General features: G+C 67.0%; 19 protein-coding genes and 1 riboswitch. Of the genes, 11 read left to right on the forward strand and 8 right to left on the reverse strand.

The genetic code is table 11. The features are described 5' to 3' along the window. Positions 1-3: 3 nt before the first annotated feature. Together ABT392_RS17875 and pyrF are read right to left on the reverse strand one after the other, a co-directional pair. Positions 4-3,297 carry a PAS domain S-box protein gene (locus ABT392_RS17875; protein ID WP_395385046.1) on the reverse strand — a complete coding sequence of 1,098 codons (3,294 nt, stop codon included), beginning with the start codon at positions 3,295-3,297 and terminating at the stop codon, positions 4-6. Positions 3,298-3,448: 151 nt separating this feature from the next. Beyond that, the gene (gene pyrF / locus ABT392_RS17880) at positions 3,449-4,270 is read right to left on the reverse strand and encodes an orotidine-5'-phosphate decarboxylase (RefSeq protein ID WP_334279465.1); all 822 of its coding nucleotides are present in this window, start codon (positions 4,268-4,270) and stop codon (positions 3,449-3,451) included. 71 nt (positions 4,271-4,341) lie between these two features. Here pyrF and ABT392_RS17885 point away from each other — a divergent pair, with 71 nt between their 5' ends. After that, the gene (locus ABT392_RS17885) at positions 4,342-5,292 is read left to right on the forward strand and encodes a GNAT family N-acetyltransferase (RefSeq protein ID WP_334279466.1); all 951 of its coding nucleotides are present in this window, start codon (positions 4,342-4,344) and stop codon (positions 5,290-5,292) included. Between the two features lie 49 nt (positions 5,293-5,341). Continuing rightward, positions 5,342-6,016, forward strand: coding sequence for a YciI family protein (locus ABT392_RS17890; protein WP_334279467.1), 675 nt, complete (start codon positions 5,342-5,344; stop codon positions 6,014-6,016). A gap of 13 nt (positions 6,017-6,029) precedes the next feature. Here the strand turns inward: ABT392_RS17890 and purB are convergent, their stop codons facing one another. After that, positions 6,030-7,397 carry an adenylosuccinate lyase gene (gene purB, locus ABT392_RS17895; protein WP_395385045.1) on the reverse strand — a complete coding sequence of 456 codons (1,368 nt, stop codon included), beginning with the start codon at positions 7,395-7,397 and terminating at the stop codon, positions 6,030-6,032. A 132-nt stretch (positions 7,398-7,529) separates the two neighbouring features. On the opposite strand from purB, the gene ABT392_RS17900 reads away from it, so the two are divergent. After that, a complete protein-coding gene (locus ABT392_RS17900) occupies positions 7,530-10,232 on the forward strand; it encodes a polysaccharide deacetylase family protein (RefSeq protein WP_395385044.1) in 2,703 nt (900 codons plus the stop codon). A gap of 51 nt (positions 10,233-10,283) precedes the next feature. Here ABT392_RS17900 and ABT392_RS17905 read toward each other — a convergent pair whose 3' ends face one another. Continuing rightward, the gene (locus tag ABT392_RS17905) at positions 10,284-11,198 is read right to left on the reverse strand and encodes a serine hydrolase (protein WP_395385043.1); all 915 of its coding nucleotides are present in this window, start codon (positions 11,196-11,198) and stop codon (positions 10,284-10,286) included. Between the two features lie 92 nt (positions 11,199-11,290). On the opposite strand from ABT392_RS17905, the gene ABT392_RS17910 reads away from it, so the two are divergent. The 3 genes from ABT392_RS17910 to ABT392_RS17920 all read left to right on the forward strand — a co-directional run bounded on the left by ABT392_RS17910 (position 11,291) and on the right by ABT392_RS17920 (position 13,898). Then, positions 11,291-11,842 (forward strand): cytochrome b, encoded by a 552-nt coding sequence (locus ABT392_RS17910; protein ID WP_334279471.1) that lies wholly within the window; start codon positions 11,291-11,293, stop codon positions 11,840-11,842. 10 nt (positions 11,843-11,852) lie between these two features. Beyond that, positions 11,853-13,136, forward strand: coding sequence for an amidohydrolase family protein (locus ABT392_RS17915; RefSeq protein WP_395385042.1), 1,284 nt, complete (start codon positions 11,853-11,855; stop codon positions 13,134-13,136). 132 nt (positions 13,137-13,268) lie between these two features. Beyond that, complete coding sequence (locus ABT392_RS17920) at positions 13,269-13,898, forward strand: glutathione S-transferase family protein (RefSeq protein WP_395385041.1); 630 nt, start codon at positions 13,269-13,271, stop codon at positions 13,896-13,898. A 30-nt stretch (positions 13,899-13,928) separates the two neighbouring features. Here the strand turns inward: ABT392_RS17920 and ABT392_RS17925 are convergent, their stop codons facing one another. Together ABT392_RS17925 and ABT392_RS17930 are read right to left on the reverse strand one after the other, a co-directional pair. Next, the gene (locus tag ABT392_RS17925) at positions 13,929-14,591 is read right to left on the reverse strand and encodes a response regulator (RefSeq protein ID WP_395385040.1); all 663 of its coding nucleotides are present in this window, start codon (positions 14,589-14,591) and stop codon (positions 13,929-13,931) included. Between the two features lie 109 nt (positions 14,592-14,700). After that, entirely contained in the window at positions 14,701-16,350 is a 1,650-nt protein-coding gene (locus tag ABT392_RS17930) for an FMN-binding glutamate synthase family protein (protein ID WP_334279475.1), read from the reverse strand. 124 nt (positions 16,351-16,474) lie between these two features. Here ABT392_RS17930 and sppA point away from each other — a divergent pair, with 124 nt between their 5' ends. The 5 genes from sppA (at position 16,475) to metW (ending at position 22,357) form a co-directional block, all read left to right on the forward strand. Further along, a complete protein-coding gene (gene sppA / locus ABT392_RS17935) occupies positions 16,475-18,337 on the forward strand; it encodes a signal peptide peptidase SppA (protein ID WP_334279476.1) in 1,863 nt (620 codons plus the stop codon). 23 nt (positions 18,338-18,360) lie between these two features. Further along, positions 18,361-19,632, forward strand: a complete 1,272-nt coding sequence (locus ABT392_RS17940) for a prolyl oligopeptidase family protein (RefSeq protein ID WP_464970835.1) — start codon at positions 18,361-18,363, stop codon at positions 19,630-19,632. 28 nt (positions 19,633-19,660) lie between these two features. After that, positions 19,661-20,494, forward strand: coding sequence for a prolyl oligopeptidase family serine peptidase (locus ABT392_RS17945; RefSeq protein WP_464970836.1), 834 nt, complete (start codon positions 19,661-19,663; stop codon positions 20,492-20,494). 20 nt (positions 20,495-20,514) lie between these two features. After that, positions 20,515-20,590: riboswitch (SAM riboswitch) on the forward strand. 49 nt (positions 20,591-20,639) lie between these two features. Further along, positions 20,640-21,776, forward strand: a complete 1,137-nt coding sequence (metX, locus tag ABT392_RS17950; RefSeq protein ID WP_395385037.1) for a homoserine O-succinyltransferase MetX — start codon at positions 20,640-20,642, stop codon at positions 21,774-21,776. Further along, positions 21,773-22,357 (forward strand): methionine biosynthesis protein MetW, encoded by a 585-nt coding sequence (gene metW, locus ABT392_RS17955; protein WP_395385036.1) that lies wholly within the window; start codon positions 21,773-21,775, stop codon positions 22,355-22,357. The genes metX and metW overlap by 4 nt, the downstream gene beginning before the upstream one ends. Positions 22,358-22,463: 106 nt before the next feature. On the opposite strand, the gene ABT392_RS17960 is transcribed toward metW, so the two are convergent. Beyond that, positions 22,464-23,426, reverse strand: coding sequence for a M14 family metallopeptidase (locus ABT392_RS17960; protein ID WP_395385035.1), 963 nt, complete (start codon positions 23,424-23,426; stop codon positions 22,464-22,466). Between the two features lie 5 nt (positions 23,427-23,431). Continuing rightward, positions 23,432-23,995: a hypothetical protein gene (locus tag ABT392_RS17965; protein WP_334279481.1), complete on the reverse strand. Its 564-nt coding sequence runs from the start codon at positions 23,993-23,995 to the stop codon at positions 23,432-23,434. Positions 23,996-24,012 lie beyond the last annotated feature (17 nt).

The following is a 24,012-nucleotide window of genomic DNA, read 5'->3' on the forward strand; positions in this document are numbered from 1 at the left end:
CGCTCAGCTGCGCTGCTTGTCGTTGTCCTTGTGACCGATCAGGCGAACCAAGGCCTGGCGCAGGCGCTGTGCATCGATCGGCTTGGTCAGGAAGTCGTTCATGCCCGCGGCGAGTGCCTCGTCACGTTCGGAAACGAGCGCTGCCGCAGTCAGCGCAATGATCGGCAGCTCGGTCGCATTGAAGCGGCGGCGCACCACGCGCGTGGCCTCGTGACCGCTCATCACGGGCATCTGCACGTCCATCAGCACCGCGTCGAAGGGCTTGCCCAGCGTGGCTGCTGCATTGATCGCCTCGATGGCCTGGCTGCCGTCGCTGGCCTGCGAAACCTCCAGCCCCCATTGCTCCAGGAGCGCCACGGCAATCATCATGTTGACCGGGTTGTCCTCGACCATCAGCACGCGCAGGCCTTCGAGCTCCTCGTTGCTGCGGGCCTCTCGAAGCTGGGTGCTGATCGGCGTGGGCGCGGCGGGCAGGTCCAGCTCGGCCCAGAAGACCGAGCCCTGGCCGTATTCGCTGTCCACGCCGACCTGGCCGCCCATCAGCTCCGCCAGCTCCCGGCAGATCGAGAGGCCGAGGCCCGTGCCGCCGAAGCGGCGCGTGGTCGATTCGTCGGCCTGCGTGAAGGGCTGGAAAAGGCGGCCGCGCAGCTCGGGCGAAATGCCGGGGCCGGTGTCCTGCACCTCGATGCGCACGCGTTCGGCACTCAGGGCACGCACCCGCACCGCCACCGAACCGCTTTCGGTGAACTTGAGCGCGTTGGTGAGGTAGTTGGCCAGAATCTGGCGCGTGCGCACCGGGTCGCCAACCACCCAGGCGGGCACATTGGCATCGACCTCGATACGGAACGACAGGCCGCGCGCCTGCGCCAGGGTCAGGTAGGCCAGGCGCATGGTGCCCAGCATGTCGCGCAAGGCAAAGGGCACGGTCTCCAGCGTGAGACGGCCCGCCTCGATCTTGGAGAGGTCCAGGATGTCGGAGATCAGGCCCGACAGGCTCTCGGCGCTGTCCAGCATCTGGTCCAGGTACTCGCGCCGGGTTTCATCCTTGAGGTCAGGCTGCTGCAGCATGCGTGCCAGGCCCACCAGGCCGTTCAGCGGCGTGCGGATCTCATGGCTGGTGTTGGCCAGGAAGGCACTCTTGGCACGGTTTGCGGCCTGGGCCTCGTCCTTGGCCTGGGCCAGCGCAGCCTCAACGCGGCGACGCTCGGTGACGTCTTCCAGAATCCAGATCGTGCCGCCGCGGCTGGGGTGGTGCGGGTCCACCGCGCGGGCCAGCAACCGGCACAGAAAGGTCGAGCCATCGCGGCGCTTCATCGGCCGCTCGGTTTCCACCTGCTCGCCGGTGGCCAGGCGCGGGCCCAGCTCGGCGCCTATCGACTGCCAGTCTTCCACGCTCGGCCAGACGACGCTGCCATGCTGGCCCACCAGCTCGCCATGGGCCCAGCCGAACATCTGCTCGACCATCGGATTGGCCAGCACGAAATGCTGGTCGCGCGTGAGCGCAATGCCGATCGAGGCGTTCTCCAGGATGCCGGAATGGACGAGGCGCGTGCGCTCGCTTTCGGTCACGTCGCGGCCATTGATGACCAGGTAGGTCTGGCCTTCCATCTCGAAGGGCGCGGCCGACATCACCATCGACACCGGCGTGCCGCTCTTGGTGCGGAAGTTCACCGGCAGATCGGTCGCACGCCCGTGCTCGCGCACTGCGCTGACCACGCGGGCCCGGTCGTCCGGGTCGTACCAGATGCCCAGCTCGTCGGCCGTGCGGCCGAGCACCTCCTCGGTCGTGTAGCCGCTCAACTGCTCGAAGGTCTTGTTGACCATGGCATAGCGGCCCGAGGTCATATCGGTCAGCGTGATCACGTCGGGGCTGGTGGCCACGAGGTGCGAGAGCAGGGCTTCGGAGCGGCGCAGCGCTTCCTGCGCCCGCGAGGCTTCGGTCTGGTCGATGAAGAAGGACAGGGTGGCCGGTCCGCCGATGGCATCAACCCGCACCGTCGTGACCTGCACCAGACGGCGGCGGCGCGACAGCGTGCGCAGCCGGAACTCGGCCTGCGGCAGCATGGCGCCCACGGGCATCGCCTCGATCTTGCCGGCCCGCTGGCGGGCGCGCTCGTCCTCGCCCGGCTCGTAGTGGGCAAAGATGTCCTGGCCGATCATGCTGGAACGCTGCGTGTAGCCGAACATGGCCATGGCGGCCGGGTTCGCGTCCAGCACGCGCCCCCAGCGGTGCAGCACCAGCGGTGAAGGCGAGCGGCGGAACAACTCGCGATAGCGTGTCTCGGTGGCGTGGATGGTCTGCTCGGCCTGCACTTCGGTGGTCACGTCGCGGCCCACGCCCCAGTAACCGCGGAAATTGCCTTCGGCATCGAAGCGCGGCTCGCCACTGATCGAGACAAAGCGCTGGTTGCCGTCGGCACCGCGGCGGCGCGCTACCAGCCCGTGGAAGGGGCGGTGCGACTCGAGGTCGGCGCGGTGGGCATCCAGCTCCTCGTCGGACAGGCCCATGCTGTCGAGTTCCCAGGGCGTCTTGCCCCGGCGCGAATCGAGGTCCATGCCCGAGGAGCCAGGCTTGTCTTCCGCCAGGTGCGTGAACCGGAATTCGCGGTCCATTTCCCAGTACCAGTCGGCCGCCATCGAGAGCAGATGGCGGAAGCGCGAATTTCGCTCATTGGCTTCGCGTATCGAGCGGCGCACCATGCGCATCGTCGACAGGCCGACCACCAGGCCGGTGAGCAGCACGGCCGCATGCGTGATCAGGGTCAGGGGCAGGGGCGGCGCGGCGGTTTGGGGCTGGATCAGGCCGCTCATCTGGCCCCAGGCAATCGTGATCAAGCCCATGCCGGCCACCGAAAGCACGGCCACGCCGGTGCGCATGCCATGCATGGCGGTGGCCATGGCGACCATCAGGGCCAGCACGCCCAGGCCGGTGGCATTGAGACCGGCCTGGCGCACAAAGGCTCCCGCCACGGCCAGGCCGATGATGGAGAACAGCACGGCCAGCACGAAGGCGCGGCCATGCCTGCGCGGCACCTTCCACAACCCGAGGAAGCACAGGCCGCTCACCGTGAGCGTGAGCAGGGGCATCAGCAAGCCCTGCAAGACTTCATCCGGGTTGCGGGCTACGAGCAGCGCGATGGTCAGCAGCAGGGCCATCAGGCCGCAGCCCATCGCCAGCACACGCACCGAGCGCCACTGCACATTGCGCTCGAGTGCGCTCATGCGATCCAGCTGGTCTTGCTCCTGCCCGACCAGGCTGCTCAGCTCATCAAGGGTGTCCCTGCTCTTCCTGTTCACGCGCCCATGCTCCCGGCTTCGAGAGCATGAGTCTGACCCAGAAGCGCGGGACAGAACCATCGGGAGCAGCCCCTGAGGGCGCGAAATCCGCCCGCTTTGCCTCGCAGATCACGAACCGGCCGCCGGATCGAGAAATACTGCGCAGCTTCCTTCAGCGCGCGGCGTTGAGCATGTCGCGCGTCTGCATCGCCACGCGGCGTGCAGCGGCCGCAAAGTCATCCCCCGAGCTGGCATAGAGCACCGCCCGCGAGCTGCTGACGATGATGGGCGCGCCCTCGCGCCAGCCGGCCTTGACCGTGGCCTCGGCATCGCCGCCCTGCGCGCCCACCCCGGGAATCAGCAAGGGCAGCGTCGGCGCCAGCTCGCGCACCCGGGCGATTTCGCCGGGGAAGGTCGCGCCGACCACGAGGCCCAGCTGGCCATTCTTGTTCCACGCTGTCTGTGCCAGTGCAGCCAGGTGTTCGAAGAGGCGCGGCTGGCCCGGCACATCGGCCAGGCGCTGCATCTGCCAGTCGTTGCCGCCGGTGTTGGACGTGCGGCACAGGAGGATGGCGCCCTTGTCCGGATAGCGCAGATAGGGTTCGATGGAGTCCAGACCCATGAAGGGCGACAGCGTCACCGCGTCGGCCTGGTAGCGCTCGAAGGCCTCGCGGGCGTACTGCTCAGCCGTGGAGCCGATGTCGCCTCGCTTGGCATCAAGAATCACCGGCACGTGGGGCGCCACGCGCTTGATGTGGGCCATCAGCCGCTCGAGCTGGTCTTCGGCGCGGTGGGCGGCGAAGTAGGCGATCTGCGGCTTGAAGGCGATCACCAGGTCCTTGGTGGCGTCGACGATGCCGGAACAAAAGTCAAAGATGCGGCCGGCATCGCCCTTCCAGGCGCCCGGAAACTTCGCCGGTTCCGGGTCCAGGCCCACGCACAGCAGGGAGTTGTTGAGGCTGGCGGCGGCGTGGATCTGCTGGATGAAATTCATGACGGAAGGCGGGGCGGTTCAAGGTGCCGTATTGTCCTGCTTTTGCAATCCGACGAGAGAGGGAGTGAGCGATGCTGGTTCTGAAGACGGAGCGCTTGCGGCTGCGCTGGTTCGATGCCGAGCGCCCCGGCGACGCCGAGTTCATCCTCGAGCTGCTCAACGAGCCCTCGTGGATAGCGAACATCGGCGACCGCAATGTTCACAGTCTCGATGACGCCAAGGCCTTCATCAGCGACCGCCTGGTGGGCGGCTACTGGTTCCAAGGCTTTGGCTTCTGGGCCGTGGAGCGCCTGGAAGACGGCGCCGTGCTGGGCATGTGCGGCCTGATCAAGCGCGACAGCCTGCCCCATGTCGATGTGGGCTATGGCTTCGTGCCGCGTGCCTGGGGCGCAGGCTATGCACGGGAGGCGGCCGCCGCCTGCCTTCGCTATGGCCATGAAGTGCTCGGGCTGAACACCATCCTCGGGATCACCTCGCCCACCAACACGGCGTCGGCACGGGTGCTCGAAGGCATCGGCCTGCACCATGTGGAAACCACGGTGCTGGAAGGCGAGACCCGCCAGACCGCCTTGTTCCGCTGGGATGCGCCCCTGCCGGCGCAGCTGGACGACCGCGCGCAGATCGAGCAGCTCGTGAACAGAATGCTCGGCTGCTTCAGCAATACCGGTGGCGCGATTCCCGTGCTCGCCAGCCTGCCTCACTGGCTGCTGCCCTATGCCAGCAGCGCCTGCGACCGGCCCGATGGCCTGGAGCTGATGGACCCGCGCACCTTCGTCAGCCAGCGTGCCGAGCTCTTGATGGAAGGCCGGCTGCGTGACTTCAGCGAGGCCGCCGACGGGCCATTGCAGATCGACTCGCTCGGCCGCAGCGCGCAAGTACGGCTGCGCTTTCGCAAGTCCGGCGTGCTGGACGGCGTGGCTTTCAAGGCCAGCGGAACAAAGCACCTGCAGGTCGTGAAGACGATCGAGGGCTGGCGCATCGCCGCGCTGGCCTGGCGCGATGATGACGACAACGAGGCTTGATCGGCGCGCCCGGTCCAACAAGAATCAAGCCAATTCCCAGGAGACACCCATGCGCCGCCGCCATCTGATTGCCGCCACGATTGCCGCTTCCGCCCTGACGCTGCCCCCGTTTCAGGCGCAGGCCGCGGGTGCGGCGAACTGGTATTTCATCTTCCTGGAAACCGGCAGGCCCACGCCCAACGACAAGGCCGCGGTGCAGAAAATGCAGCAAGGCCACATCGACAACTTCGTGCGCCTGCATGCCGAGGGCAAGCTGTTTGTGGCCGGCCCGATGCGAGACCCCGCCCGTGTCAAGCGCGGCATCGTGGTGGCCAAGGCTTCCTCGCGCGAAGAGCTGCAGAGCTATTTCGGCCCGGACGAGTATGTGCGCGAGGGCTATATGACACTGAACGCTGCCACAGCCGAACCCAACAAGGCCCTGATCACGCTGGCGGTGAACCCGGGTGGCATCGAAGAGGGCCGCATCATCCTGATCGGCCGCGACGCCAACGCCACCCCGGCCCTGCAAGCGCAGCGCCGCGCGATGCTGCAGCAGTTGATCGACAGCGGCCGCTTTGGCGCCTGGTACTCGCTCGCCAACGGCCCGGTAGCAGAAGTGCTGTTCGCCAAGACCCAGGACAGCGAGGCTGTGCAGGCTGCCTTGGCGAACTATCCCGGCGTGGCGGACAAGAGCGTCAGCCTGGACGTCTGGGCCCAGTACCTCGGCACCGGCGTCTGGAACTGAGCGCTCGCGAAGTTCAGATCCGCTTCGCCAGCGCTTCGGCCTTGCCGGTGTAGCTGCCCGGCGTCATCGCCAGCAGACGGGCCTTCTCGGCTTCGGGCAGTTCCAGCGTCGCAATGAAGGCGGCGATGGCCTCGCGGGTGATGGCCTTGCCGCGGGTCAGTTCCTTCAGGCGCTCGTAGGGGTTGGGCAGCGCGTAGCGGCGCATCACGGTCTGGATCGGCTCGGCCAGGACTTCCCAGGCGCTGTCGAGGTCGTCGGCCAGCGCGGCTTCGTTGATCTCGAGCTTGTCCAGGCCCTTCAAAAGCGAGTCGTAGCCCAGCACCGCGTAGCCGATGGCCACGCCCATATTGCGCAGCACCGTCGAGTCGGTCAGGTCGCGCTGCCAGCGGCTGACGGGCAGCTTCTGCGACAGGTGGGTCAGCACCGCATTGGCCAGGCCGAAATTGCCCTCGGCATTCTCGAAGTCGATCGGGTTGACCTTGTGCGGCATGGTCGAGCTGCCGATCTCGCCGGCCTTGGTGCGCTGCTTGAAGTAGCCCAGCGACACATAGCCCCAGACATCGCGCGACCAGTCGATCAGGATGGTGTTGACGCGAGTCATCGCATCGAACATCTCGGCCATGTAGTCATGCGGCTCGATCTGGATCGTGTACGGGTTGAAGGAGAGGCCCAGCTGGCCCTCGATCACGCGCTGCGAGAAGGCTTCCCAGTCGAACTCGGGCCAGGCGCTCAGGTGAGCGTTGTAGTTGCCGACGGCGCCGTTCATCTTGGCCAGCAGCTTCACGTCCGCGATGCGCTCGCGTGCATTGCGCAGGCGCGCGACGACGTTGGCGATTTCCTTGCCCACGGTCGTCGGGCTGGCGGTCTGGCCGTGCGTGCGGCTCAGCATCGGCGTGGCGGCCATGGCGTGCGCCATGCCGGTGAGCTTCGCGATGATCTTGTCGATGGTGGGCAGCACCACGTCCTGGCGCGCGGCCTTGAGCATCAGGCCGTGGCTGGTGTTGTTGATGTCTTCGCTTGTGCAGGCAAAGTGCACGAACTCGCCGGCGGCCTTCAGCTCCGGCTGCGACTCGAAGCGCGACTTCAGCCAGTACTCGACCGCCTTGACGTCATGGTTGGTGGTCTTCTCGATGTCCTTGATCGCCTGCGCATCGGCTTCCGAGAAGCGCGTCACCAGGCCGCGCAGCAGGCCGCGGGCGGCCTCGGACAAGGGCGCGAATTCGGCGAAGCCGGCATCCGACAGCGCAATGAACCACTCCACCTCGACCTGCACGCGGCGGTGCATCAGGCCGAACTCCGAGAGCAGCGGGCGCAGGGCGGCAAAGCGCGAGGCGTAGCGGCCGTCCAGCGGCGAGAGGGCGGTCAGTGCGGAGAGCGTCATGGCGGGTAGTGGCGCAGGGCCGGATGAGGGCAAACCCGCGGATTTTAGCCGCGAGGCCCAGCGGCGCTTTCGCCAGCACAATGTGGCCGCAAAACCGTCCACGTCCGTCACAAGCATCCGGGGAGCCCGTCCTTGTCTCTATCCTTGCGCACCGCCCTGCTCTGTGCCGGCCTGCTGGCCCTCGCCGCTTGCCAGCCCAAGAGCGCCGAAGCACCCGCTGCCGCGAGCGCGCCGGCAGCCAATGCCGCGCAGCTGGCCGAGCTTCAGCAAGGCGTCGACCAGGTGCTGGCCCGCTACCGCCAGATGATCGTGCTGATGGACGGCGAGGCCGCCTTGCCACCGGCGGAGCGGCGCGCGGTGACGGGCGTCGGTCAGCTGATCTTTCATGAAATGCGTGAAGCCACCGAGAAGCTGTGGCGGCTCTCGGCCGCGCATCAGGACCCCGCCCTCGTTGCCGCGCTCGCCCAGGTGCTGGACCGCATCGAATCCGAGCCCAGCTGGTTCGACGCCGACCGCCTCGCTTTCAAGGACTACCTGGGCCGCATTGCCGAGCAGTATTCGGGCGCGCAAAGCCTGGCCGCCCTGAAACTGGCCAAGCGCGCCAATGAAGACCTGGCCGTGCTGGCCGAGGTCGAACAGGCCTATGAGCGAGAGCTGAAAGACGCCTTCGGTCGCTTCGGCAACAAGCGCGGCATCGAATTGAAGCGTGAGAAGTGGAGCGACTACGTGGCCAAGCTGCGCAGCCTCTACAGCCGCGAGCAGATCCTGCGCGACTACGCCACCATCGTGCCTTATGCCAGCGCCGCACCCTCGGCGGCCAAGCAGGCAGCGACCTCGTCAACACCGCCGCGCGAGTTGTTCGGCGAAGACCTGCCGCCGAAGACGGTACTGCTCACCTTCGACGATGGCCCGCATGGCCGCTACACGGACGAGATCCTGGAGATCCTGAAGCGCTATCAAGCGAGCGCCGTTTTTTTTCAGCTGGGCCAGAACCTTGGCAAGCTTGACGCCAAGGGCCAGGTCCAGCCAGGGCCGGGCAGCCAGGTGGCGCAGCGGGTTCTGGCCGCCGGTCATCAGCTCGCCAACCACAGCTTCACCCATGGGCTGATGTCCAAGTTCGAGCAGACCAAGGTGCGCGAGGAAGCGGCCAACACTGAAGCGCTGCTGGACAAGGCCGGCCGCCAGGGCCAGGCGCTGTTCCGCTTCCCCTATGGCGCGCGCAACGAGGCTGCGCTGGCGACGGTCGAGGCCTTGAAGCTGCGTTCGATGATGTGGAACGTGGACTCGCTGGATTGGTCCGACCCGATCCCGAAGTCCATCGCTGCGCGCGTGCTCGGCGAGCTGGACAAGCGCCAGCGCGGCATCGTGCTGTTCCACGACATCCACGCCCGCACCGTGCAGGCCCTGCCCTTGGTGCTGGATCAGCTGAGCGCCGAGGGATACCGCTTCGCGAGCTGGAAGGACGGCCGCATCGTCACCGCTGATGCGGCTGCGCCGGCACCGATGCCCACGGCCGGCACCAGCCTTTACCGCGACAGCCACGCGCTGATCGTCGGTATCGACCAGTACGCCAAGTGGCCGCGCCTGGCGCATGCGGCGCGCGATGCCCGGGCCATGCGCGAGACGCTGGAAGCACGCTTCGGCTTCCGCCCCGAGAACATCACCATGCTGCTCGACGGCGAGGCCACGCGCGCCAACATCCTGCGCGCCTTGAACGACAAGCTGGGCGACGCCAGCAAGGTCAAGCGCGACGATCGGGTGCTGGTCTTCTTTGCCGGCCACGGCAGCACGCGGCGCCTGCCCAGCGGCCGCGAGATCGGCTACGTGATTCCGGTCGATGCCTCGCAAGATGATTTGCAGACCGACGCGATAGCGATGCCGCAATTGCAGGAAGTGGCCGAGTCCTTGAGCGCCAAGCATGCGCTCTTCGTCATCGATGCCTGCTACTCGGGCCTGGGCCTCACACGCGGCGGCGCCGCCAACTTCGCGCGCGACAACTCACGCCGCATCGGCCGGCAGATGATGACCGCCGGCGGCGCTGATCAGCAGGTGGCCGACGACGGGCCCGGTGGCCATTCGGTCTTCACCTGGACACTGCTGCAGGCGCTCTCGGGCAAGGCAGACCTGAACGGCGACGGCCTGATCACCGGCACCGAGCTGGCGGCCTATGTGGCGCCGGCCGTCTCGGCCATCGCGCACCAGACACCGGCGTTCGGCAGCCTGCCGGGTTCGGAGGGCGGCGAGTTCGTGTTCGAGCTGCCGGTCGTGGAGCAGGCCCTGAGCGGCGAAAGCGGCCAGCTCGATGCAGCGGCCAGCCGCCTGGCCAAGCGCATCGACGACGTGGCCGCGCCGCAAGCGGCGGCCAGCGCGGTGAAGGTGACGATCACGGGCCTGGATGGCCGCGAGCAGTCGCTTTCAACGTCCACCGCCAAGGTCGACCCCGGCTCGCGCGTCGCGGCGCAGCGCGCGAACGACCGCGGCCTTCAGCTCTACAAGGAGCGCCGTTACGACGAAGCCGAAGCAGCCTTTGTCGAAGCGCTCAAGCTGCAGCCGGCCTTCGCGCTGGCGGCCAACAACCTCGGCTTCATCTACTACAAGCGCGGCAAGCCGGCCGAGGCGGCGCGCTGGTACGAGAAGGCGATTGCAATGGATGGCAGCCGCGCGCTGGCCTGGCTGAACCTGGGTGACGCACGCCTGCAAGCGGGCGACGATGCCAAGGCGCTGGAGGCCTACAAGACCTTTGTCGGCCTCTCGCCCAAGCATGGCCGCGCGGCGGAATTGCAGGCCTTCATCGCAGAGCCGGATGCCGCCCATCGGCCCAAGCCGCCGCTCTGAATGTGCGCCAGCGCCGGCATGGGTCCTGCGCCGTGCGGAAACAGGAGCAAATCAGCTGCGCAGCTTGGCCAGCGTCTGGCGGATCCGCGCGGCGTCGCGCAGGCGCTGGCCGGAACCGTCGGCGTCCAGCAGCACCACGGTCACCGGCTTGCCGCCACTCATCATGCGCATGGTCAGGCAGCGGCCGGCTTCCTCGGTGTAGCCGGTCTTGGAGAGCCGGATGTCCCAGCCCCTGGCACCGACCAGCCGGTTGGTGTTGTTCACCTGGCGCGGCTTGCCGTTCAGCGCCACCTGTTCAAGCTTGTCGCTGGTGATGCGGCTGATGTCGGCGTAGCGGCCGGCCGCGCTCGCGATCTTGGCCACCTCGGTGGCTGTCGAAATATTCTGCGGTGACAGGCCCGTGGGCTCAGCGATGGCCGTGCGATGCAGGCCCAGGCTGCGCACCTTGGCCTGCGCCGCCTGGACGAAACCGGCCATGCCGCCGGGGAAGGTGCGGCCCAGCGCCGCTGCGGCACGGTTCTCGGAGGCCATCAAGGCCATCTTCAGGGCGGCCATGCGTGTCAGTTCGGTGCCCACGCGCAAGCGCGAGGCGCTGTGCTTGAGCGTGTCGACATCGTCGGGCTGGATGCGGATCTTCTCGTTCATGTCGAGCTTGGCGTCGAGCACCACCATGGCGGTCACCAGCTTGGTGAGCGAGGCGATGGGCACCATCTCGTCCGGGTTCTTCTGCATCAGCACACGGCCCGTGCCCTCTTCCAGCACCAGCGCGTGCTTGGCGTTGACGGCGAGCTTGAAGGCAGGTTCGTCCGAGGAAGCTGCCGCGGCGGGGGAACTCTTGGACGGGGCGCGCGCCGCGGCCGGCAAGCTGGCGCCGGCAAGGGTGAAAGCGAGCGCGAAGGCGCAGGCCAGCAGGCGCGGACCGTCTTGGTAAGTGCAAGAAATCTTGAGGGGCATCTTCAACAACATGGCGCGCATTGTGGCTGCAAGCGATCCAGGTCAAGAAGCTGGCTGTGGGGCGGGGGTATGCTGAAGGCACTCACCCACTTCCGGCCAGGCCCATGCCCGAACAGACCAGCGCAGTCCCGCAGAGCTACGACCGCCGCAGCATCGTGCTTCACTGGGCCAGCGCTGTCCTCGTGCTCGCGCTGTGGTGCGTGGGCCAGACCATCGACTGGTTCCCGCGCGGCACGCCGCGCATCACGGTGCGCAGCCTGCACATCGTGTTCGGCTTCCTGCTGGCTTTTCTGGTGATCGCCCGTCTGCTCTGGTGGGCGCGCGGCAGCAGCCGGCCGCCGGCCGATCCGGGCTTGCTGGGCGGCGTGGCCAAGTCGGCCCATGGCCTGCTCTATCTGCTGCTGATTGCCGCGGTCGGTGCGGGCATCGCATTCACGCTGGTGCGCGGCGACAACCTGTTCGGCGTCTTCAAGCTGGACTCCATCGCCCCAGACAACAAGGCCCTGCGCCATGACATCGGAGAGCTGCATGAATTGGCGGCCAATCTCCTGCTGGGCCTGGCCTTGCTGCATGCCGCCGCCGCGGTCTGGCATCACCGGGTGCTCAAGGACGGCGTGCTGCGGCGCATGTGGCCGTCGCTGAAACAGCACGGCTGAGGCCGGCAGCATGCTGATCCGCAATGTCTGCCTGCCTGATGGCCGCGAGGCCCAGGACCTGCTGGTGCAGGACGGGCGCATTGCAGCGATCGGGCCCCAACTCGCTGCGCCGGAAGGCACTGAAATCATCGAGGGCCAGGGCTGGCTGCTCAGCCCGCCCTTTGTCGACGCCCACTTCCATCTCGATGCCGCGCTGAGCCATGGCCAGCCCCGCTTCAATGAAAGCGGCACGCTGCTGGAAGGCATTGCGCTGTGGGGCGAGCTGAAGCCTCTGCTGACGCAGGAAGCCATCGTCGAGCGCGCATTGCGCTATTGCGACTGGGCGGTGGCACGCGGCCTGCTGGCGATCCGCTCGCATGTCGATGTCTGCGACGACCGGCTGCTGGCGGTTGAAGCGCTCTTGCATGTCAAGAAGCTGGTCGCGCCCTATCTGGACCTGCAACTGGTCGCGTTCCCGCAAGATGGCTTGCTGCGCTCAGCCAACGCACTGGCGAATCTGCGGCGGGCGCTGGACCTGGGCGTGGAGGTGGTGGGTGGCATTCCGCACCATGAGCGCACCATGGCCCAGGGCGCCGAGAGCGTGCGCCTGCTGTGCGAGCTGGCGGCCGAGCGCGGCCTGCGCGTGGACATGCATTGCGACGAGACGGACGACCCGCTGTCACGCCATGTCGAGACGCTGGCCTTCGAGACCCAGCGCCTGGGCCTGCAAGGCCGCGTCACCGGCTCTCACCTCACGTCCATGCATTCCATGGACAACTACTACGCCGCCAAGCTGATACGCCTTATGGCCGAGAGCAGGTTGAGTGTGGTCGCGAACCCGCTGATCAACATCAGCTTGCAGGGTCGCTTCGACAGCTACCCCAAGCGCCGCGGCATGACCCGCGTGCCCGAGCTGATGGCCGCCGGCCTGGATGTGGCCTTCGGCCACGACTGCGTGCTCGACCCCTGGTACTCGATGGGCAGTGCCGACATGCTGGAAGTCGCCTCCATGGGCCTGCATGTGGCGCAGATGACTTCGCGCTCCGCCATGCGGCAATGCTTCGAAGCGGTGACGAGCATTGCCGCTCGCATCGTGGGGCTGGAGGGCTATGGGCTGGACGCAGGCTGCAAGGCCGACTTCGTGCTGCTGCAGGCCCGTTCGCCCGAGGAGGCGATACGCCTGCGCGCCGCGCGCCTGCTGGTGGTGCGCCGGGGTCAGGTCGTGAGCCGCATGGCGCCGGCCACCGCCCGGCTGAGCCTGCCCGGGCGGCCACCGAGCGTCGACTGGAGCAACACTGGCGGCGCGAAAGTGTGACCCAAGGCCGCGGGCCTGACAAGCCGCGTTTGCCTGCCCTAGATCGTCGATTTTGTACAGCCTATCGTGTCCGGACTGCTTGGCTAGAATCGCGCCGCACTAGAGGGAGCACACGCTCCTGCAGCACAAGACATGAAGCTCATCGGATCCCTTACCAGCCCCTACGTCCGCAAGGTCCGCATCGTGATGGCGGAGAAGAAGCTCGACTACCAGCTGGTGCTGGAAGACGTGTGGGGCAATGACGCCATCCTGAAGGTCAACCCGCTGGGCAAGGTGCCCTGCCTGGTGATGGAAGGCCAGGATTCGATCACCGGCGCGGTGTTCGATTCGCGCGTCATCGTCGAGTACGTGGACACGCTGTCGCCGGTGGGCAAGCTGATCCCGGAACGCGGCCGCGAGCGCACCGAGGTGCGCACCTGGGAGGCACTGGCAGACGGCCTGCTGGACGCCTCCATCCTCTCGCGCCTGGAGCAGACCTGGAGCGGCCGCTCGCAGGAGCAGCGCAGCGCCGCCTGGACCGAGCGCCAGATGGGCAAGGTCTACGGTGCCTTGCGCGCCATGGGCCAGGGCCTCGGAGAAAAGGCCTGGTGCTCCGGCAATCATTTCTCGCTGGCCGACATCTCCGTCGGCTGCGCTCTGGGCTATCTGGATCTGCGCTATCCGTCGATTGACTGGCGCGGCGACCATCCCAACCTGGCCAAGCTCTTTGAAAAGCTCAGCGCCCGCCAGAGCTTCATCGACACGGCGCCACCGGCCGCCTGAACAGGCGGGAAGGCCTGAGCGCCTGCAGCTTCAGGCGCTGTGCAGGGCCGCGCATTGCGGCAGCAGATGCAGGTGGCGATACAGCGCGGCGAAGCGCCGCTCCACATCCGCCGTGCTCAGGTGCCAACGCTGACCGATCTCGTCGCTCAGGAGGCCGCTGGCCACCAGGCTCAGCAGATGCTGGTCGCTGAGGTTCAAGGGCTGATGGCCACCCAGTGGCGTCAGGTCTTGCCCTGAGCTCACGCACTGGGCCAGTTGCAGGCTGCTGCGCGGCAGACCGAAGGCCGCCATCATCTGGCGCGCGATCATGGGCGACATCGCTGCCCGCCCTTCATGAAGCTGGCTCAAGCCCGCCGGCAAGGCCGCGCCCGAGCCGGCATCGACGCAGTAGCCGTCGCCACCGCTGCGCAGCGCCTCGAACAGCAGCAGGTCGTCGGCCGACGGCGTCAAGAGCAGCACCAGCGGGCGCCGCTCGCCCGCCGGTGGCAGCTCGCGCAGCAAGCGGGTGGCGTTGCCATCGACGAGGCGCAGATCGCAGGCGAGCACCTCGGGCGCATGCAGGCGCACCTGGCCGGCGGCCTCGCGGACCTGCTCGGTCTGGCCGCAGAGAAGCCAGCGGCCTTCTTCGGCCAGCACCGTGCCGGCGCGTATCAGCGATTGGTGGGTACGACGGATCAGGAAGGCGGAGGGCATGCAGCGGTAACGGGTAGCGCTGCGGATTGTCCCGAGCAGGCGGTAGCGGACAACCCCGTGAACCGGTGCCCCTCAAGCCCGGGATCGCTGCCGGCAGCCCGGGCCCGATTCAGGCGTAGGTCGCGCCCACCACACCCTGCGGCGCAAAGCTCTGCGCACTGGCCATCGGCCAGTAGACCTTGAACACGTTGCCAGGCAAATCGCCACCGCCCAGGAGCGCGCCCGGCTTGATGAAGGGCAGCAGATTGGCCAGCAGCTTGACCTCGTGCCGGCTGACACGGTGCACGATATGGGCCGCCGTGATGTCGCCCGGATGCAGGAGGCCTGCCGCCTGCACCAGCTCCTGCAGGGCCTTCAAGGTGAGGTCGTGATAGCTGAACACGCGCTGGGCCTTGTCGGGCACCACCAGCGCCTGCTGGCGCAAGCCGTCCTGCGTGGTCACGCCGGTGGGGCAATGGCCCGTATGGCAGGCCTGGGCCTGGATGCAGCCCAGCGAGAACATGAAGCCGCGTGCCGAATTGCACCAGTCGGCGCCGAGCGCCATCATGCGGGCGATGTCGAAGGCGCTGACCACCTTGCCGGCACAGCCCAGCTTCACCTTGTGGCGCAGGTTCAGGCCGACCAGCGTGTTGTGAACCAGCAGCAGGCCCTCCTGCAGCGGCGCGCCGACATGATCGGTGAACTCCAGCGGTGCTGCGCCGGTGCCGCCCTCGGCGCCGTCGATGACGATGAAGTCCGGCGTGATGCCGGTCTCGACCATGGCCTTGGCGATGGCAAACCATTCCCAGGGGTGGCCAATGCAGAGCTTGAAGCCGACCGGCTTGCCGCCCGACAGCGCGCTCAGGCGCTCCAGGAACTGCAGGAGCTCGACGGGCGTGCCGAAGGCACTGTGCGAGGCGGGCGAGATGCAGTCTTCACCGACCGGAATGCCCCGCGCCTCGGCAATTTCTGGCGTGACCTTGGCGCCGGGCAGCATGCCACCGTGGCCGGGCTTGGCGCCCTGGCTGAGCTTCAATTCGATCAGCTTGACCTGCGGGTCGCGCGCATTGGCCTCGAAACGCTCGGGGTTGAACGTGCCATCGGTGTTGCGGCAGCCGAAGTAGCCGGAGCCGATTTCCCAGATCAGGTCGCCGCCATTGGCGCGGTGGTGCACGCTGATCGACCCTTCGCCGGTGTCATGCGCAAAGCCGCCCTTCTTGGCACCCGAATTGAGCGCACGGATCGCGTTGGCGCTGAGCGCACCGAAACTCATGGCCGAGATATTGAAGATGCTGGCCGAATAGGGCTGGGCGCGGCCCTCGCCAATCGTGATGCGGAAGTCGTGCGAAGGCAGCTGGGTCGGCGTGAGCGAATGGTTGATCCATTCATAGCCTTCCAGGTGCACGTCGATCTGGGTGCCAAAAGGGCGCTTGTCAGGGTCGCCCTTGGCGCGCTGGTACACCAGCGAGCGCTGCTGGCGCGAGAACGGCGCGGCCTCGCTGTCGCTCTCGATGAAGTACTGGCGCAGCTCCGGCCGGATGTACTCGAGCAGGAAGCGCAGATGCCCGATCACCGGGTAGTTGCGCAGCACCGAGCGCTTGGTCTGACGGATGTCATGCCAGCCCACCCAGGTCAGCAGACCGAACAGCAGTACCAGCGGCACGCCATAGCGGCTGTAGACCAGCAGGCCCAGGCTGATGCCGAAGAGCACCGCACAGAGCAGCCAGGTGCCATAGCGGACCGGAAAGTGATGATCGACAGCTTGCAGCCAACGGGGCATGGAGGAACACCTTTCGCCTGAGGGGCTTTCTGGACCGCATGCTATGCCCAGCGGCAGGCGCTGTGCCCTGGGGCAAGCCATGCCCTGCTGCACAATCGGCGCGACATCCTAGGGAAGCCCGCAAATGATGCTGAAGAAAATCTGGTCGCCCATCGCCTGGCTCTGGAACAAGTTCTGGTGGTTGCTCGACGGCTCGCGCCGCGTGTTCCTGAACCTCTTGTGGCTGCTGATCCTGATCGCGCTGTTTGGCGCGATCTTCCGCAGCGGCCCCAAGCCCCTGCAGGAGAAGACCACCCTGGTGCTGAGCCTGCGTGGCCCGCTGGTGGAGCAGTTTTCCGGCTCGGCCCGCTCGCAGGCGCTGGCCGAATTGCAAGGCCAGAAGGCGGCCAGGCAGACCCGCTTGCGCGACGTGCTGGCGGCGCTGCAAGGTGCGGCCAAGGACCCGAACATCAGCGCCGTGCTGCTGGACCTGGACGACTTCAGCGGCGCCGGCATGGCCGGCCTGCATGAGGTGAGCGCCGCACTGCAGCGCTTCAAGAAGGACAGCGGCAAGCCCATCTATGCCTACGGCGACAGCTACAACCAGCGCGCCTACCTGCTGGCCGCACAGGCCGACGAGATCTACCTGCACCCGATGGGCAATGTGCTGATCGAAGGCTTTGGCGGCTACCGCACCTATTACAAGGACGCATTCGACCGCCTCGGCGTCTCGGCCAATGTCCTGCGCGTGGGCACCTACAAGAGCGCCGCCGAAAACTACTTCACCAATGGGCCCAGCCCCGCGTCCAGGGAGGCCGACAGCCTGCTCTACGGTGCACTCTGGACCAGCTACACCGACCAGGTCGAGGCGGCCCGCAAGCTGGAGAAGGGTGCGATTTCTCGCGACATCGAACAGCTGCCCGAGCAGATGGCCGCGCTGAAGGGCGACACCGGCCAGCTGGCGCTGAAGCAGAAGCTGGTGGACGGCCTGAAGACCCGCGACGAGATGCGCGCCCTGCTGATCGAGCGCGGTGCCAAGGAAGGCCCGACCTTCCGCCGCATCGGCTACGGCGACTACCTCGCGCACCTGAAGCGTCAGGCGCCTTTCGGCGCCGCCGTGGGCGTGGTGGTGGCCGAGGGCTCCATCGTCGACGGCGAGACGCAGGCCGGCCGCGTGGGCGGCGATTCGACCGCGCAGCTGATCCGCCAGGCGCGCGAGAACGATCAGGTCAAGGCCGTCGTGCTGCGCGTCAACTCGCCCGGTGGCAGCGCCTTCGCGTCAGAGATCGTGCGCCGCGAGCTCGAGATCACGCGCAAGGCCGGCAAGCCGGTGGTGATCTCGATGGGCGATGTGGCGGCCTCGGGCGGCTACTGGATCTCGATGAGTTCGGACCGCGTGATCGCCGACGCCAACACCATCACCGGCTCGATCGGCGTGTTCGGCATGCTGCCCACCGCCGACAAGCTCGTGGAGAAGCTCTCGCTGCACAGCGCCGGCACGACGACCACCTGGCTCGCCCGCAACTACGACCCGATGCGTCCGCTGGACCCGCGCTTTGCATCGCTGGTGCAGTCTTCCATCAATCACATCTACGACGACTTCACCGCCAAGGCCGCCGTCGCGCGCAAGAAGAAGGTCGACGAGATCGATGCCGTGGCGCAAGGCCGGGTCTGGACCGGCGCGCAGGCACTGGAGCGCGGCCTGATCGACCAGCTCGGCAGCTACGGCGACGCCTTGAAGGCAGCGGCGCAACTGGCCAAGCTGGAAGGCGAGCCCCGCCTGATCTACATCGAGCGCGAACCGGGCAAGCTCGACAAGCTCCTGGCCTCGTTTGCCGATGCGCTGGCACCGTCGATTTCGGCAGCCGTCAGGGAGCAGCTCGGATTCACGGCTGCCATCCCCGCGCCCTTGCAGCAGGTCAAGTCAGACCTGGCCTGGCTGGGCGAAGTCAGCGAAGGCCGCAAGCCTTTTGCTGCCGTGGTGCATTGCCTCTGCGCAGCGCCTTGAGCCATACACCAGAGAGTTCCGAGATGAAGAAGATGCAGGTTCGAATCCTGGCCGGCGCCCTGTGCGCTCTGGCCCTCGCACACGCTGGTGCCCAGCCCTATCCGGCAACAGCCCGCATGCCGGTGCAGGACAGCTATCACGGCGTCACGATCACCGACGACTACCGCTGGCTGGAAGACTTCAGCAAGCCCGAGGTGAAGGCCTGGGTGGCGGCGCAGAACAAGCTGAGCCGCGCAGCGCTGGACGCGGTGCCCGGTCGCGCTGCGCTGGAGGAACGCATCCGCGGCCTCCTGAACTCGCGCTCCAGCGCCTACTACGGCCTGCACCTGGCCGGTGGCAAATGGTTTGCCATCAAGATGCAGCCGCCCAAGCAGCAGCCCTTGCTCGTGTTGCTCGACTCGCCCGATGCGCTCGCCAGCGAGAAGGTCGTGCTGGACCCCAATGTGCGCGCCGCCGATGGCTCGCTGGCCATCGACTTCTATGTGCCCTCGCCGGACGGCAAGCTGGTGGCGGTCTCGATGTCCGAGAAGGGCAGCGAAGATGGCTCGGTGCACCTGATCGAAGTCGCCACCGGCAAGCAGGTCGACGTGGTGATCCCGCGCGTTCAGTACCCCACCGGCGGCGGCTCGGTGGCCTGGGCGCCGGACGGCAAAAGCCTCTTCTACACGCGCTACCCGGCGCCGGGCGAGCGCGCCGAGGCCGAGTTGCATTTTCATCAAGAGGTCTGGCAGCACCGGCTGGGCCAGCCCTTGAGCGCGGATCGCTATGTGATCGGCAAGGAGTTCCCGCGCATTGGCGCGACCGTGCTGAGCGTGGCCAGGAGTGGCGAGCAGCTGGCCGTGGTGGCCAACGGCGACGGCGGCGAGCATGCGTTCTACCTGCGTTCAGCCAAGGGAAGGGGATCCTGGCAGCGCCTGGCCGCCTACGAAGACAACATCAAGGCGGCCGAGTTCGGCAATGACGGCTGGCTCTACCTGCTGTCGAACAAGGATGCGCCGCGCGGCAAGATCCTCCGCATTCCCCTGGCCAAACCGGCGCTGAAGAACGCGCAGGTGCTGCTGCCGCAGACAGAGGGCGTGCTGCAGCACATGGAAGTCAACGGCGGCAAGCTGTTCGTTTCGGCCTTGCTGGGTGGGCCCTCCAAGCTCAGCGTGGTCGACCTGAAGACCCGGGCCGTGCGAGAACATCGAGCTGCCGCCCATCAGCAGCGTCAGCAGCCTGAAGGGCGGTGGCCCGGGCGAAGTGCTGGCGCTGGTGCAGAGCTATACCGAGCCGGCCGCCTGGTGGCGCCTTAGCAGTGAGGGCAAACCGGTGAAGACCGCGATGGCCAGCACGACGCCGATGGACTTCTCCGACATCGAGGTCAAGCGCGAGTTCGCCACCTCCAAGGACGGCACCAAGGTGCCGCTGAACATCATCCATCGCAAGGGCCTGAAGCTGGACGGCAGCAACCCGACCATCCTCAACGGCTATGGCGGCTACAACATCAGCCAGACCCCGGGCTTCTCGGTCACGCGCAAGCTCTGGCTGGAGCGCGGCGGCGTCTACGTGATTGCCAACCTGCGGGGCGGCGGCGAGTACGGCGAGGCCTGGCACCTGGCCGGCAACCTGACGAAGAAGCAGAACGTGTTCGACGACTTCATCGCCGCGGCCGAGCATGTGATCGCACGCGGCTACAGCTCGCCGGCCAAGCTCGCGATCCAGGGCGGCAGCAACGGCGGCCTCTTGATGGGCGCGGCGCTGACGCAGCGACCCGAGCTGTTCCGCGCCGTGCATGCCTCGGTGGGCATCTACGACATGATGCGCATCGAGCTGGACCCCAACGGCGCCTTCAACGTCACCGAGTTCGGCACGGTCAAGGACAAGGCGCAGTTCGAGGCGCTCTATGCCTATTCACCGTTCCACCGCGTCAAGGACGGCACCGCCTATCCGGCCGTGCTGTTCACCACCGGCGACCACGATGGCCGCGTCAACCCGGCGCAATCGCGCAAGATGACCGCACGCCTGCAGGCGGCCGACCCGAGCGGCCGCCCCATCCTCCTGCGCACCAGCGCGGCCAGCGGCCATGGCATGGGCTCGTCGCTGGACGAGACCATCAAGCTGCAGACCGACACCTTCAGCTTCCTGCTGCAGCAACTGGGCGTGGCCCAGCCCTGAGCCGGGTGGGCCGCTACAATGCGGCCCACAGCGCCGATTTGTTCCGGATTGCGGGCGCTATAGAAATTCCGCTAAACAGGAACGCCATCCGGTGTTCCGTCTTGTCAGCGGCACCGGTTTTTCTTTTTTCGGAAGGCGTGAACCCATGACCCCGCAAAGCGTCGGCTTCGTCCAGCCGCAGCGCATGCAGTTCGATGAGCCCCTGCCCCTGCGCAGCGGTGCACAGCTGAGGCAGTACGAGCTGCACTACGAGACCTATGGCCAGCTCAATGCCGAGCGCAGCAATGCGATCCTGGTCTGCCATGCCTTGAACGCCAGCCATCACGTGGCCGGTGTCTACGAAGGGCAGGAGAAGAGCGAAGGCTGGTGGGACAACCTGATCGGCCCGGGCAAGCCGCTGGACACGAACCAGTTCTTCGTCATCGGCATCAACAACCTCGGCTCCTGCTTCGGCTCGACCGGGCCTATGCATTCCAACCCGGCCACCGGCCAGGTCTATGGCGCGGACTTCCCTGTCGTGACCGTGCAGGACTGGGTGGATGCGCAGGCCCGCTTGCTGGACCGCCTGGGCATCGGCCAACTCGCCGCCGTGCTGGGCGGATCCCTGGGCGGCATGCAGGCCCTGGACTGGTCGCTGCGCTACCCCGAGCGCATGCGCCATTGCATCGCGATTGCCACGGCACCCAGCCTCTCGGCGCAGAACATCGCCTTCAACGAAGTGGCCCGCCGCGCCATCATCACCGACCCCGATTTCCACGGCGGCCATTTCTATGCCCACGGCGTGGTGCCCAAGCGCGGCCTGCGCGTGGCACGCATGATCGGCCACATCACCTACCTCTCCGACGACGTGATGGAGCAGAAGTTCGGACGCCAGATGCGTGCGGCGGAACTCGGCTACTCCACACAAGACATCGAGTTCCAGATCGAAAGCTATCTGCGCCACCAGGGCGACAAGTTCAGCGAGTACTTCGACGCCAACACCTATCTCCTGATCACCCGCGCGCTGGACTACTTCGACCCGGCCCGCGAGCACGGCGGCGACCTCTCGCGCACCTTTGCCCAGGCCCGCTGCAAGTACCTGCTGGCCAGCTTCACGACCGACTGGCGCTTCTCGCCGGCCCGCTCTCGAGAAATAGTCAAGGCGCTGCTGGACAACAAGCTCGACGTCTCTTACGCGGAGATCGACGCGCCGCATGGCCACGATGCCTTCCTGCTCGAAGACCCGCGCTATCACGGGGTACTCCGGGCCTATTTCCAACGCATCGCTGGAGAGCTGGCATGAGCGCCGTGCAAGTGATGGAGCAGATCGCCGCCTTGGTTCCAAAGGGCTCGCGCGTGCTGGACCTCGGCTGCGGCACCGGCGAGCTGCTGGCGTATCTGCAGAAGCACCGCGGCTGCACCGGCTACGGCGTGGAGCTCGATGACGCCAACCTCTTGGAGTGCGTGAAGCGCGGCGTCAACACGATCCAGCTGAACCTCGAAGAGGGCCTGTCGATCTTCGAGGACCAGAGCTTCGACGTGGTCCTGCAACTCGAGACGCTGCAGCATCTGCGCAATACCGAGCTGATGCTGCGCGAGACGGCGCGCGTGGGTCGCAGTGGCATCGTCAGCTTCCCCAACTTCGCGCATTGGCCCAACCGGCTGCAGGTGCTGATGGGCCGCATGCCCGTGACCAAGGTGCTGCCCTACCAGTGGTACGACACGCCCAATATCCGCGTGGGCACCTATGCGGACTTCGAGGTGCTGGCCGGCAAATGCGGGCTGCGCGTGCTGGACAGCTTCGGCATCCAGGGTGGACGTACGGTGCGCACGCTGCCCAACCTGAGGTCCAGCATGGCGGTGTTCAAGTTCGACCGTGGCTGAAGCCGCGTTGCCGGACGTGGGCATCCCTTATGACGGCTCTTCCGCACGGGCGGGTGACATGCACACCGCCTGTCTCATGGGGTGAGTGAGGGCCGAGGCCAGGCCCTCAGCTCTCGAACCGCCCCAGCCTCACCATCGTATTGCCCGGCCTGCCGTGCTGGGTGGAAGGCATGACCAGCACCGTCCTGTCGTAGCGGGTGCGCAAGATCGTGGCGCCATCCTGCGCGAAGGCGGTGCCGCGCTCCGCGATCACGTCCAGGCCCCGCACCGGGAACAGGAAATGGAAGTCGCTGCTGAGCGCGACGACGGCCTCGTCCACGCGCACCAGGTGTTGGACCTCGGGCAAGGGCAGGCGCAGGCGCGACGTAGCCCAGGCCTCGCCGACCACGCCGGTGAGCCGCAGGAAGCGCACGACGCTGTCGATGGCCACTTCGGCAGAGCGGGCCTCCCAGTGCTGGCCGCATTCGATCAGCAAGGCATTCCTGTCGCTGGCCGGGTCGCCAAAGCCGCCGCGGTCGCGCATGCGCAGGCCCGAAGGATGGCCGGTGTCGATCAGAAGATCACCCGGCATGCCCAGCTCGCGAGCGAATGCCGCACCCTTGTCGAGCAGGCCGCACACCATCAGCGGCCGGCAGGCGTCCTGCATCGAATGGATGTCCAGCAGCCAGTCGGCCGCATCGACAAAGGGCTGCAACTGGCGCGCACGGCGCAGCTCCAGCGAATCTCGCTTGCCGAACAGCTGCGCATCGTCCCAGACGCGGTTCAGGTCTTCGTCGACGCAGCGCGAGCCGTTCGGATGGGCGGGATCGAATCGCTGATAGGCCGCCACATTCGCGAAGCTCAGGATCAGCTTGCCGCTGGGCGGGGTCAGCTCCTGCGGCGAATGCTGGCCCAGCAGCCAGTCCAGCGCAATCGCTCCACACAGCTCATTGCCGTGCGTCAGCGCCTGAATCATCACGACCTTGCCCGGCCGGCCCGAGTCGAAGACATGGACATGATCAACGCCGCTGCGGCCTTCGCGCCAGCGCGAGATGTCGGGCGGGCTCAGTTCAATGCGGGGTTCGGTCATGGTTTTCAGCGTGCAGCCGCCGACGCCAGATTCAAGGCCATCAGGTCGCGCAGCACCAGCTTGATGCTGTCGCGTATGGCCGCCTCATTGGCCAGCCGCAGCCGCTCGACCGGCAGGAGCTTGTCGCCCAGCTCGACCGTGGCCGCATTGCGCACCGTGCGCTCGTAGACCGTGGCCTTGCTGGCGCGCTCGACGAGGGCGTAGCTGACACCCAGACGCACCGTGGTGTCCAGCGACACCAGGGGCTGGTCCAGGTCGGTGAGCTTGATGTCGAGCCGGTAGCGGCCGGCTTCGCGGGTCGCGGGAAACAGGCCCACGGCGCGCAGAGAATCCTCGAAGGCCTGCTCCAGCGCCGCGCTGCTGACCTTGGAGCCCCACCAGCGATTGGTGGCCTGGCCACCGCTGACAGGGCCGAGGCCCACGTTCAGGCGCAGGCCATCGGGCACCCAGGCGCGCATCTGCAAGGCGTCAGCCGGGCTCAGGCCCATGGAGAGCGGTTCGGACGGAGTGCCGCAGCCGCCGACAAGAATTGCCAGCGCAGCCGCCGCGATGATCCTGCTTGCCTTCATCATCATCCTCACCCCTT

Origin of the sequence: Paucibacter sp. JuS9 (genome assembly GCF_044043925.2) — a bacterium.
Lineage (GTDB): Bacteria > Pseudomonadota > Gammaproteobacteria > Burkholderiales > Burkholderiaceae_C > JAUASW01.

Bases quoted from the DNA above. Each gene is read 5' to 3' on its own strand.
- pyrF (WP_334279465.1), bottom strand. From the start codon at position 4,270: ATGAATTTCATCCAGCAGATCCACGCCGCCGCCAGCCTCAACAACTCC.
- ABT392_RS17885 (WP_334279466.1), top strand. From the start codon at position 4,342: ATGCTGGTTCTGAAGACGGAGCGCTTGCGGCTGCGCTGGTTCGATGCC.
- ABT392_RS17890 (WP_334279467.1), top strand. From the start codon at position 5,342: ATGCGCCGCCGCCATCTGATTGCCGCCACGATTGCCGCTTCCGCCCTG.
- purB (WP_395385045.1), bottom strand. From the start codon at position 7,397: ATGACGCTCTCCGCACTGACCGCCCTCTCGCCGCTGGACGGCCGCTAC.
- ABT392_RS17905 (WP_395385043.1), bottom strand. From the start codon at position 11,198: ATGTTGTTGAAGATGCCCCTCAAGATTTCTTGCACTTACCAAGACGGT.
- ABT392_RS17910 (WP_334279471.1), top strand. From the start codon at position 11,291: ATGCCCGAACAGACCAGCGCAGTCCCGCAGAGCTACGACCGCCGCAGC.
- ABT392_RS17915 (WP_395385042.1), top strand. From the start codon at position 11,853: ATGCTGATCCGCAATGTCTGCCTGCCTGATGGCCGCGAGGCCCAGGAC.
- ABT392_RS17920 (WP_395385041.1), top strand. From the start codon at position 13,269: ATGAAGCTCATCGGATCCCTTACCAGCCCCTACGTCCGCAAGGTCCGC.
- ABT392_RS17925 (WP_395385040.1), bottom strand. From the start codon at position 14,591: ATGCCCTCCGCCTTCCTGATCCGTCGTACCCACCAATCGCTGATACGC.
- ABT392_RS17930 (WP_334279475.1), bottom strand. From the start codon at position 16,350: ATGCCCCGTTGGCTGCAAGCTGTCGATCATCACTTTCCGGTCCGCTAT.
- sppA (WP_334279476.1), top strand. From the start codon at position 16,475: ATGATGCTGAAGAAAATCTGGTCGCCCATCGCCTGGCTCTGGAACAAG.
- ABT392_RS17940 (WP_464970835.1), top strand. From the start codon at position 18,361: ATGAAGAAGATGCAGGTTCGAATCCTGGCCGGCGCCCTGTGCGCTCTG.
- ABT392_RS17945 (WP_464970836.1), top strand. From the start codon at position 19,661: ATGGCCAGCACGACGCCGATGGACTTCTCCGACATCGAGGTCAAGCGC.
- metX (WP_395385037.1), top strand. From the start codon at position 20,640: ATGACCCCGCAAAGCGTCGGCTTCGTCCAGCCGCAGCGCATGCAGTTC.
- metW (WP_395385036.1), top strand. From the start codon at position 21,773: ATGAGCGCCGTGCAAGTGATGGAGCAGATCGCCGCCTTGGTTCCAAAG.
- ABT392_RS17960 (WP_395385035.1), bottom strand. From the start codon at position 23,426: ATGACCGAACCCCGCATTGAACTGAGCCCGCCCGACATCTCGCGCTGG.
- ABT392_RS17965 (WP_334279481.1), bottom strand. From the start codon at position 23,995: ATGAAGGCAAGCAGGATCATCGCGGCGGCTGCGCTGGCAATTCTTGTC.